Raw genomic sequence first — 9,892 nt, 5'->3', positions numbered from 1 at the left:
CCTTTCCCCACCCCCGGCCGCCACCCCGCCGGCCCTCGCGCCCGCCAACGGGGGGGGGCCCATGGCCGATCGTCCGGAAGGAGGGACGTCGATGAGCACGAAGGACTTCGTCGAGAAGGACTACTACAAGGTCCTCGGCGTCCCCAAGGACGCCACCGACGCCGAGATCAAGAAGGCGTACCGGAAGCTCGCCCGCGAGTTCCACCCGGACGCAAACAAGGGCGACGACAAGGCGGAGGAGCGCTTCAAGGAGATCTCCGAGGCGAACGACATCCTCGGCGACAGCAAGAAGCGCAAGGAGTACGACGAGGCCCGCGCCCTCTTCGGCAACGGCGGCTTCAGGGCCGGACCCGGAGGCGCCGGAGGCAACTTCAACTTCGACCTGGGCGACCTCTTCGGAGGCACCCAGGGCGGGGGCGCGGGTGGCGGAGCCGGTGGTTTCGGCGGCGGCGGCCTGGGCGATGTCTTCGGCGGCCTGTTCAACCGGGGCGGTACGGGGACGCGGGTGCAGCCGCGCCGCGGCCAGGACATCGAGTCCGAGGTGACGCTCAGCTTCATCGAGGCGGTCGAAGGGGCCACGGTCCCGTTGCGGATGTCCAGCCAGGCGCCCTGCAAGGCGTGTTCCGGCACCGGTGACAAGAACGGCACCCCCAGGGTCTGCCCGACCTGTCTCGGCACCGGACAGGTGTCGCGCGGCACCGGCGGCGGCTTCTCGCTCACCGACCCCTGCGTGGACTGCAAGGGCCGGGGCCTCATCGCCCAGGACCCCTGCGATGTCTGCAAGGGCAGCGGACGGGCGAAGTCCTCCCGGACCATGCAGGTCAGGATTCCGGCGGGCGTCTCGGACGGCCAGCGGATCCGGCTGCGCGGCAAGGGCGGCCCGGGCGAGCGCGGTGGACCGGCCGGCGATCTCTACGTCGTGGTCCATGTCGACGCCCACCCGGTCTTCGGCCGCAGGGGCGACAACCTCACAGTCACCGTGCCTGTCGACTTCACGGAGGCGGCGCTCGGCGGCGAGGTGAAGGTGCCCACGCTCGGCGGTTCGCCGGTCACCCTGAAACTGCCGGCCGGCACCCCCAACGGGCGTACGATGCGCGCCCGCGGCAAGGGCGCCGTACGCAAGGACGGCACCAGGGGCGACCTGCTGGTCACCGTCGAGGTGACGGTGCCCAAGGACCTCAGCACCGAGGCCAGGGACGCGCTGGAGGCCTACCGGAAGGCGACCGCGGGCCACGACCCGCGGGCGGAGCTGTTCCAGGCTGCGAAGGGAGCTTGAGGTGGACGGCCGACGACGCAATCCGTACGAACTGACCGATGAATCACCGGTGTACGTGATCTCGATCGCGGCCCAGCTCTCGGGCCTGCATCCGCAGACGCTGCGCCAGTACGACCGCCTCGGCCTGGTCTCCCCCGACCGTACGGCCGGGCGCGGCAGGCGCTACTCGGCCCGCGACATCGAGCTGCTGCGCACCGTGCAGCAACTGTCGCAGGACGAGGGCATCAACCTCGCCGGCATCAAGCGCATCATCGAACTGGAGAACCAGGTCGCCGCCCTCCAGCAGCGCGTCGCCGAACTCTCGGCGGCCGTGGACGGCGCGGCGGCGGCGATGCAGCAGCGCGAGGCCCAGGTGCATGCCTCGTACCGGCGCGATCTGGTGCCGTATCAGGATGTGCAGCAGACCAGCGCGTTGGTGGTCTGGCGGCCGAAGCGGCCGAAGGACTGAGCGGGTTCGGCCGTCGGGCCGGACGATTCGCTCACGATTCGTTTCGTTCGGGGCCGGGAGTCGACCCAAGGGGTCGGCCCCCGGCCCTTCGCTGTGCGCCCGCAGCCCTGCGCATGCCCCCGGGCTCCGGCCGAAACCAGACTCATGTTCGATCACGCTCGCGACAATGGGGCAGGGGTCTGTCACCGGCCCCGCTCGTTCACCAACGCACCGGGCCGGGGCCAACCGCCCGGTGGCACAGTCGGGAGTCATGCATGTCCATGGTCGGCCTCTTCTGGATCACCGGCACCGCGGCCCACATCGGCGCCCCACCGAACGAACCCGGCCCCGGCGTGCTGCTCACCGAGGAGGGGCTGACGGGGCTCGGGGCGGACCAGAGCGGCCGGTGGACTTGGGACGAGATCCAGCGCGTGTCGGTGGCCGGTGTACCCGTGCGGTCCTCGGCGCGCAGGGTTGCCGGGCTTCTGCTGGACACCGTGATCACAGCAGCGCTCGGCGGGGTGGACGAGGGCCCCGCCATGTTCGTACGCATCGAAACTCCCACGGAGGGAGTGGAATTGATCGTGCACGCGCCCACCGCCTCCTACAGCCCCGCGGAGTGCCGGCTGTCACAGGGCCTGCTCGATGCCTGTGCGAACGGCCGGGCCACCCCTGCCGCGCTGCTCGACTGGGGGCGTACGCGGCAGGGCGGCACCCCCAAGCGTGCGGAGCGGGAGGAGCTGCTGGCGGCGTGGGGCGGGGCGCCGCGACTGCCCGAGCGCTGATCGGCAGGCAGACACCCGCACCCCACGGCGTATCAGTTGCCGGAGACCGTGAACTCGGCCGTGTTGTTGGCCAGTCGCGGATCGAAGGCGGAGATCCGCAGCTCCGGGTCGTCGTTGAGTGTGGCGACCGAACCCTTCGCCCCGCCCTCGACGAGGCGGTCGACGTGCAGGGTGAAGTCGAACGTGGAGCGGGCCTTCTCCCAGAGGAGGATCGGTGTCCGGCAGGTGTAGCTGTTCGTGCCGGACAGGTCGCAGGCGTCAGGCTTGCCGGTGACGGTGGTGCCCTCCGGGATGCGGACGTCGAGCGTCGCGACGGAGGCGCCCGCGCCGAGGGAGGCGACCCAGGCCGGGCCGCGGTTCTTCACACCGATCCGGGCGGTGACCGTGTCACCGGGCGCGGCGGAGGTGATGTCGCTCGCGAGGGCGACCAGGTCGGCCTTGTTGGCTGCTGTGATCTGCGTGGAGCGGTAGTTGTCGTCGAGGTTCAGGTCGGGCTCGGCGGCCACCGCGCTCCGGGTGGCGGCCGCGGGGACGGGTGCTGCGCCGAGGTCGGCACCGGTGCCCTGGACGAACGGCCTTCCCGCGAGGGCCTGTTCGTACGCCTCGTCGGTGAACCGGTCGACCGAGTAGTCGAACCGCTCGTACAACGCCGCACTCGTCGCACGGACCGCGCCGGCCGCCGACAGGTCGTACACCTGCCCCGGGGCGACGGGCTCGTCGAGGACACAGACGGCTGTGGTGCCGCTCCGGTTGGTGACGGGGTCCGCGTCCAGGTACGTGCAGTTGCCGAAGCGCTGCGAGAACGCCAGGCCGTGCGAGGCGAAGAGGGTCAGCAGGGTGCGGTCGGCGGTGCGGTTGCCGTGGTTGGTCAGGCGGATCGGCTGGGCGAGGTCGGTGCCGGGCTTGACGCCGGTGCGGTACGGAAGCTGGCTCACACCCAGGTCGGGGCCGTCACCGAGGCGGATCTGGGTGTCCGCCGGATACCCGGTGAGGGGGCCGAAGGAACTGTCCGCCGCCGCGGTGAAGTGCAGGGTGCCGGTGGCGTCGGCGGGTGCGCCGGCTGCGGCGCGCAGCCCGATCTCGGCGACGGAGACGTACGGGGCGCCGTCCAGGGACCCGAAGTCGCAGGTCGCGGTGAGGGCGTCGGTGGCCGGTGCGCAGGTCGAGGGCCAGCTGACCTCGGCCACACCCGCGAGCTCGGACGCGTCGACCGTGAGACGGCCGCCGGTCACGGAGTTGTGCGTGTTGTCGTGCCCGAGCTTCACCTCGACGGTGTTGGCGGTCGCGGAGCCGTCGGCGTCCGCGGTCGGCAGGACGAGCTCGTACGGCGCCGCGATCCAGAGCTGGTCCGTCTCCGGCTCGTCGGCACTGGCAGGTGCGACGGAGCCGAGCGCGAGGACCGCCCCGGCGACCAGCGCGACCGGGACGTGGAGCCGGCGCCCCGGTCGTATGCGGGTGGGGGATGGGGGCCGGTGGTCCGGAGCTGCCTGCATGATGTCGGGTCTCTCCCTGCGAAGCGGTACGTGTCCGGGAGTTGGACGGGCCGGGGCGGGGGTTGGTTGTACGTCGCCACCGGGACATCTCCTCGACCGTTCAATTCAGTGGCTTGTCGAGGATTCCCGATTGGGCGATGAGGTAGCCGAGTTGGGCGCGACTGTTGCTTCCGAGAGTGGCGGAGAGCTTGGCGACATGGGCGCGACAGGTACGGACATTCATGCCGAGGCGCCGGGCGATCGCCTCGTCGACGTACCCCTCGACGAGGAGTTTGGCTATGGACCGCTGGATGCCGGTGATGCCGTCATTGGGAGGGGTGTACGGAGCCTCTTCGGTGAGGGGGGTCGCCAGTTGCCAGAACTGGTTGAACACGGATACCAGATACTCCACCAGGCCGGGATGGCGCAGCTCCAGAGCCACCTGTCGGTCGCGGCGTGCGGGTATGACGGCCACGGAACGGTCGAAGATGATCATGCGATCGATGAGCTCTTCCAGCGTTCGGACCTCTACGTGCCCCGAGTGCAGCCGTTCCAGATAGGCGAAGACGCCGGGGCCGTGACGGACCGTGTGCTGATAAAGAGTGCGCAGCCGTACGCCGCGGCTCACCGGCCCTTCCACGCGTTCCAGTGATTGGGTGAGGACATCCAGATTGCGGACACCGCCCGGCTGGATGGTGAGTATCTCTTCGGTGCATTGGGCGGTCGCTGTGTCCAGCGTCGCATTTATGGTCTGCAGCCCTTCCAGGACGCTGATCGCATGCGTAGTCACCGAGGGCTGGGCGCTGATGGCCATGAATGGCTCGAATGCGTCGGCCAATTCGATCGTGACCCGGCGGCGGTCCCGGATTTCCCGCTCTATGGGGTGCAGGCGCTGCGCGAGCACGGATGACGGCGGAACCGGGCGGAGCCATTTGGCGTCGTCCGGGTCCGGGTGCAGCAGAGCGAATTCCAGCAAGCAGGGAGCTGCTTCGACCTCCGTGCGGGCGATGCGCCCGGCGCCAAGAGCGCTGGCGTACAAGCGTGCACCCTCATCGCACAGTTCGGTGATGGGGTGAGGATGCGTAGGTTTCATGCTTGTTGTGAGCAAATCTCCACCCCCCAGGGTCCTGAACGTACAGGAACATGATGCATCGCTCCTGTGGCTTCGACGTGCTGGGTTGCGACATGGTCTTGGTGGAGCCGGGGGAGAGGAACCTACCAAGTGAGGACGAAGCCACCCATGTACAAGAGATTGCTTCGCTCGGTTCTTGCTGTCGCCTTCGCTGCCGCAGCATTCTCCGTAGCAGTTCAGGGGGATGTTTCGTGGGACAGCCAAAGGGCTGACGCGCAGAGCAGTGTGTCGGCGGGCGAAATGGGAACCAGTGATGTGTCCTGGGACAGCCAGCCGGCTGGCGTGTCCGCGGGCGCATGACCATCCCGCCGGACGACCGGACTTTCCGGCGCGAGATGGCCACGGCCTACCGTTCGGGCTGGCATTTCATCGATCTCGTCACGGCCATCCCCCGCTGTGGCGACTCGCTGATGGTCACTCTGTTCGGCGACCCCATCGTTGTCGCACGTGAAGAAGACGACGAAGTACGTGCTTACCGGTGCCTCCGCAAGCCGCGTGGAGCCCCGCAGCCCGTTCGCTGCGCGATCCGGTACGACATGATTTTCGTCAACCTCGACCGGCGGGACCACCAGCTGTTCGAGCCAGAGACTATTTCCGCCACCCCCCGCAGTGCCTGAGCGATCCCCCGTCGTTACACGTCGCTCAGTCACTCCCCCACACAACGGCGCCATCGTGACCTGAACACGATGGCGCCGTTGTGCTGCCCAGGGAAGCGCCGCCGCCGGGAAGACCCGGGAAGTCCGCGGTCTCCCTCACACCCTGCCGAGCGCCCGGTCCAGGGCGATCTCGATGACCACGCGGTCCGGGTTGGGTGCCGGCGTGCGTTCGTAGCGTTCCGCGTAGCGGCTCACCGCGTCGGCGATCACGTCGGCCTCCGTGCGCACCGTGGCGCGGCCCTCCAGTGTTGCCCAGCGGCCCCGGTCGACCTGGCAGACCGCGACCCGGGCGCCGTCCGGGCCCGCGGCCAGGATGTTGGCGACCTTCTGGCGGTTCTTGTTGGTGATGACGCGGGCGAGCCCGGCCCCGGGGTCGTACGTCACACCCACCGGCACCACATGCGGCGTGCCGTCGGAGCGGGGAGTGGTCAGGGTGCACAGGTGGCGCTCGCGCCAGAACGCGAGGTACTCGGGACCGGGATTCATCACATCGACTGCCATGGGGACAGCGTAGGCAGCACGGAAACGTGACCGCCCCTGCGGTGGCGGAGGTCCACTCCGGCCGGTTCACTCGGAGCATCGGAAGAGGAGAGCTGGAGCCCGGGGACCGGTCCGGAACAGGGTTGAGTGGAATAGACTCAACTTTGTGCACGTTGACCTAGTCAGTGTTGTGGAGAGACCAGTCACCGCAAGGAGGAGAAAGCGCACGTGGACGCCGAGCTGACCAACAAGAGCCGGGACGCCATCAACGCGGCCACCAGCAGGGCCGTGAAGGACGGGCACCCAGATCTGACCCCCGGGCATCTGCTGCTCGCGCTGCTCGCGGGCGAGGACAACGAGAACATCATCGATCTGCTCGCCGCCGTCGAGGCCGACCAGATCGCCGTACGCACCGAGACGGAGCGGCTCCTGGGCGCGGAGCCCAGTGTCACCGGGTCGACCGTCGCCCCGCCGCAGCCCAACCGCGAGCTGCTCGCCGTGATCGCGGATGCCGCGCAGCGCGCGAAGGAGCTCGGCGACGACTACATCTCCACCGAGCACCTGCTGATCGGCATCGCCGCCGAGGGCGGCCGGGCCGGTGAGATCCTGAGCGGTCAGGGGGCCAGTGCGAAGAGGCTGCTGGACGCATTCGAGAAGAGCAGGGGAGGGCGCCGGGTGACCACACCCGACCCGGAGGGCCAGTACAAGGCCCTGGAGAAGTTCGGTACGGACTTCACGGCCGCAGCCAGGGAGGGCAAGCTCGACCCCGTCATCGGGCGTGACCAGGAGATCCGGCGTGTCGTCCAGGTGCTCTCGCGGCGTACGAAGAACAACCCGGTGCTCATCGGTGAGCCCGGTGTCGGCAAGACGGCCGTCGTCGAAGGGCTCGCCCAGCGCATCGTCAAGGGCGACGTCCCCGAGTCCCTGAAGAACAAGCGGCTCGTCTCGCTCGACCTCGGCGCGATGGTCGCGGGCGCCAAGTACCGCGGCGAGTTCGAGGAACGGCTGAAGACCGTCCTCTCCGAGATCAAGGAGAGCGACGGGCAGATCATCACTTTCATCGACGAGCTGCACACCGTCGTCGGCGCCGGGGCTGGCGGCGACTCCGCCATGGACGCGGGCAACATGCTCAAGCCGATGCTGGCCCGCGGCGAGCTCCGCATGGTCGGCGCGACGACGCTCGACGAGTACCGCGAGCGGATCGAGAAGGACCCCGCCCTGGAGCGCCGCTTCCAGCAGGTGCTGGTGGCGGAGCCGAGCGTCGAGGACACCATCGCGATCCTGCGCGGTCTCAAGGGCCGCTACGAGGCCCACCACAAGGTCTCCATCGCGGACTCCGCACTGGTGGCCGCCGCGACCCTGTCCGACCGCTACATCACCTCCCGCTTCCTCCCCGACAAGGCCATCGACCTGGTCGACGAGGCGGCGTCCCGGCTGCGCATGGAGATCGACTCCTCGCCCGTCGAGATCGATGAACTCCAGCGCGCCGTCGACCGTCTCCACATGGAGGAGCTGGCCCTCAAGAACGAGACCGACCCCGGTTCCAGGCAGCGCCTGGAGAAGCTCCGCCGCGACCTCGCCGACAAGGAGGAGGAGCTGCGCGGCCTCAATGCCCGCTGGGAGAAGGAGAAGCAGGGCCTCAACCGCGTCGGTGAACTGAAGGAACGCCTCGACGAACTGCACGGCCAGGCCGAACGCGCCCAGCGCGACGGCGACTTCGACACTGCCTCCAAGCTGCTGTACGGGGAGATCCCCGGCCTGGAGCGGGAGCTTGCGGAGGCGTCCGAGGCCGAGCAGGTGGCAGCGAAGGAACCCAAGGAGAAGCTCGTCAAGGACGAGGTCGGCCCGGACGACATCGCCGACGTCGTCGGCTCCTGGACCGGCATCCCGGCCGGACGCCTGCTGGAGGGCGAGACCCAGAAGCTGCTGCGCATGGAGGAGGAGCTCGGCAAGCGCCTCATCGGCCAGACCGAGGCCGTGCAGGCGGTGTCGGACGCGGTACGCCGTACCCGCGCCGGAATCGCCGACCCCGACCGGCCCACCGGATCGTTTCTCTTCCTCGGCCCGACCGGTGTCGGCAAGACGGAGCTCGCGAAGGCCCTCGCCGACTTCCTGTTCGACGACGAGCGGGCCATGGTCCGCATCGACATGAGCGAGTACAGCGAGAAGCACAGCGTCGCCCGGCTCGTCGGCGCCCCGCCCGGCTACGTCGGTTACGAGGAGGGCGGCCAGCTCACGGAGGCGGTCCGCCGCCGCCCGTACAGCGTCGTCCTGCTGGACGAGGTCGAAAAGGCCCACCCCGAGGTCTTCGACATCCTGCTCCAGGTCCTCGACGACGGCCGGCTCACCGACGGACAGGGCCGGACGGTGGACTTCCGCAACACCATCCTGATCCTGACGTCCAACCTCGGCAGCCAGTTCCTGGTCGACCCGCTGACCAAGCCCGAGGTGAAGAAGGAGCAGGTCCTGGAGGTCGTCCGGGCCTCGTTCAAGCCGGAGTTCCTCAACCGGCTCGACGACCTGGTGGTCTTCTCCGCACTGTCCGGCGACGAGCTCTCGCACATCGCGAGGCTCCAGATCGGCCGGCTCGCCGGGCGCCTGGCCGACCGCAGGCTCACCCTCGACGTCACCCCGGCCGCCCTGGCCTGGCTGGCCGAGGAGGGCAACGACCCGGCCTACGGAGCCCGGCCGCTGCGCCGCCTCATCCAGACGGCGATCGGCGACCGGCTCGCGAAGGAGATCCTCGCGGGCGAGGTAAAGGACGGGGACACCGTCCGGGTGGACCGGGTCGGGGACGGCCTGCTCGTCGGTCCCGCGTCGTAATCACCCGGGCCTGCGTCGTAATCACCCCGTACGGGGTCCCGGCGGGCCCGGTCCGTACCGGCTGCGTGTCAGCTTGTGGCGGATCGGGCCCGTCGGGGCTTGCCATCCCCCGCCCGACATGGGAGAGGATGGCGGCAACCGCACGAAGGGAAAAACACGGTGAGCATCGATCCGTCCTCGATTCCGAATTTCGGGGGCCAGCCCGAACCGCAGGCCGCAGGACCGGAGGGCCCCGTCGTCCCTGACCAGGACCTCGTCAAGCAGCTCCTCGAACAGATGGAGCTGAAGTACGTCGTCGACGACGAGGGCGACCTCGCGGCTCCGTGGGAGGACTTCCGCACGTACTTCATGTTCCGCGGCGAGGACGAGCAGCAGGTCTTCTCGGTCCGTACGTTCTACGACCGCCCGCACGCCGCGGACCAGCGTCCGGTCCTCCTCGACGCGATCGACGACTGGAACCGCCGCACCCTGTGGCCCAAGGTCTACACGCACACCCACGAGCCCGAGGAGGGTTCCGAGGAGACCGAGGTCTCGGTCCGTCTGATCGGTGAGGCGCAGATGCTCATCGGCACGGGCGTCAGCCTGGAGCACTTCGTCTCGTCGACGGTCAGCTGGGTGCGCGCCTCGATCGAGTTCGACAAGTGGCTGCAGGAGCGCCTCGGCCTGACGCCGGCCGAGGAGAAGACGGACGGCACGGAGCAGGCTTCTCCGGACGCCTGAGTCCCGCACGGCAGTGACAGCCCGGCCCGGGGCGGCGGTCTCCATGGACGCCGCCCCCGGGCGGGTGGTTTTATTGGCGTGGGGGCGCCGGGCGAAAGCCGCGTGTTGCGGGTCACCGCCC

Annotated in this window: 9 protein-coding genes; 6 read left to right on the top strand and 3 right to left on the bottom strand. The window is 69.3% G+C overall.

Annotation, left to right across the window (positions count from 1 at the left end; all coding sequences use genetic code 11):
• Positions 1–91 precede the first annotated feature (91 nt).
• The 3 genes from dnaJ (at position 92) to ACFVYE_RS31110 (ending at position 2,488) form a co-directional block, all read left to right on the top strand.
• Positions 92–1,276: a molecular chaperone DnaJ gene (gene dnaJ / locus ACFVYE_RS31120; RefSeq protein ID WP_383974737.1), complete on the top strand. Its 1,185-nt coding sequence runs from the start codon at positions 92–94 to the stop codon at positions 1,274–1,276.
• 1 nt (position 1,277) lies between these two features.
• On the top strand, positions 1,278–1,724 hold the full coding sequence (locus ACFVYE_RS31115; RefSeq protein ID WP_018522258.1) for a heat shock protein transcriptional repressor HspR: 447 nt from the start codon (positions 1,278–1,280) through the stop codon (positions 1,722–1,724).
• Positions 1,725–1,978: 254 nt separating this feature from the next.
• Complete coding sequence (locus tag ACFVYE_RS31110) at positions 1,979–2,488, top strand: hypothetical protein (protein WP_383974741.1); 510 nt, start codon at positions 1,979–1,981, stop codon at positions 2,486–2,488.
• A 32-nt stretch (positions 2,489–2,520) separates the two neighbouring features.
• On the opposite strand, the gene ACFVYE_RS31105 is transcribed toward ACFVYE_RS31110, so the two are convergent.
• Together ACFVYE_RS31105 and ACFVYE_RS31100 are read right to left on the bottom strand one after the other, a co-directional pair.
• The gene (locus ACFVYE_RS31105; RefSeq protein ID WP_389607783.1) at positions 2,521–3,981 is read right to left on the bottom strand and encodes a hypothetical protein; all 1,461 of its coding nucleotides are present in this window, start codon (positions 3,979–3,981) and stop codon (positions 2,521–2,523) included.
• 100 nt (positions 3,982–4,081) lie between these two features.
• A complete protein-coding gene (locus ACFVYE_RS31100) occupies positions 4,082–5,053 on the bottom strand; it encodes a helix-turn-helix transcriptional regulator (RefSeq protein WP_383974747.1) in 972 nt (323 codons plus the stop codon).
• Positions 5,054–5,388: 335 nt separating this feature from the next.
• Between ACFVYE_RS31100 and ACFVYE_RS31095 the strand changes: the two genes are divergently transcribed.
• A complete protein-coding gene (locus ACFVYE_RS31095) occupies positions 5,389–5,709 on the top strand; it encodes a (2Fe-2S)-binding protein (protein WP_093899390.1) in 321 nt (106 codons plus the stop codon).
• Positions 5,710–5,844: 135 nt separating this feature from the next.
• Here the strand turns inward: ACFVYE_RS31095 and ACFVYE_RS31090 are convergent, their stop codons facing one another.
• Positions 5,845–6,249, bottom strand: a complete 405-nt coding sequence (locus ACFVYE_RS31090) for a pyridoxamine 5'-phosphate oxidase family protein (RefSeq protein WP_383974749.1) — start codon at positions 6,247–6,249, stop codon at positions 5,845–5,847.
• A gap of 207 nt (positions 6,250–6,456) precedes the next feature.
• Here ACFVYE_RS31090 and clpB point away from each other — a divergent pair, with 207 nt between their 5' ends.
• A complete protein-coding gene (clpB, locus tag ACFVYE_RS31085) occupies positions 6,457–9,051 on the top strand; it encodes an ATP-dependent chaperone ClpB (protein ID WP_389607782.1) in 2,595 nt (864 codons plus the stop codon).
• 159 nt (positions 9,052–9,210) lie between these two features.
• Positions 9,211–9,771, top strand: a complete 561-nt coding sequence (locus ACFVYE_RS31080) for a YbjN domain-containing protein (RefSeq protein WP_114245333.1) — start codon at positions 9,211–9,213, stop codon at positions 9,769–9,771.
• Positions 9,772–9,892 lie beyond the last annotated feature (121 nt).

This window comes from Streptomyces sp. NPDC058239 (assembly GCF_042882185.1).
Taxonomy (GTDB): domain Bacteria; phylum Actinomycetota; class Actinomycetes; order Streptomycetales; family Streptomycetaceae; genus Streptomyces.
Note: the sequence above shows the minus strand (reverse complement) of the source record. Positions and strands in the feature narration are given on the sequence as shown.

Excerpts from the sequence above, each read along its gene's own strand:
- dnaJ (WP_383974737.1), top strand. The coding sequence starts at position 92 with ATGAGCACGAAGGACTTCGTCGAGAAGGACTACTACAAGGTCCTCGGC.
- ACFVYE_RS31110 (WP_383974741.1), top strand. The coding sequence starts at position 1,979 with ATGTCCATGGTCGGCCTCTTCTGGATCACCGGCACCGCGGCCCACATC.
- ACFVYE_RS31105 (WP_389607783.1), bottom strand. The coding sequence starts at position 3,981 with ATGCAGGCAGCTCCGGACCACCGGCCCCCATCCCCCACCCGCATACGA.
- ACFVYE_RS31100 (WP_383974747.1), bottom strand. The coding sequence starts at position 5,053 with ATGAAACCTACGCATCCTCACCCCATCACCGAACTGTGCGATGAGGGT.
- ACFVYE_RS31095 (WP_093899390.1), top strand. The coding sequence starts at position 5,389 with ATGACCATCCCGCCGGACGACCGGACTTTCCGGCGCGAGATGGCCACG.
- ACFVYE_RS31090 (WP_383974749.1), bottom strand. The coding sequence starts at position 6,249 with ATGGCAGTCGATGTGATGAATCCCGGTCCCGAGTACCTCGCGTTCTGG.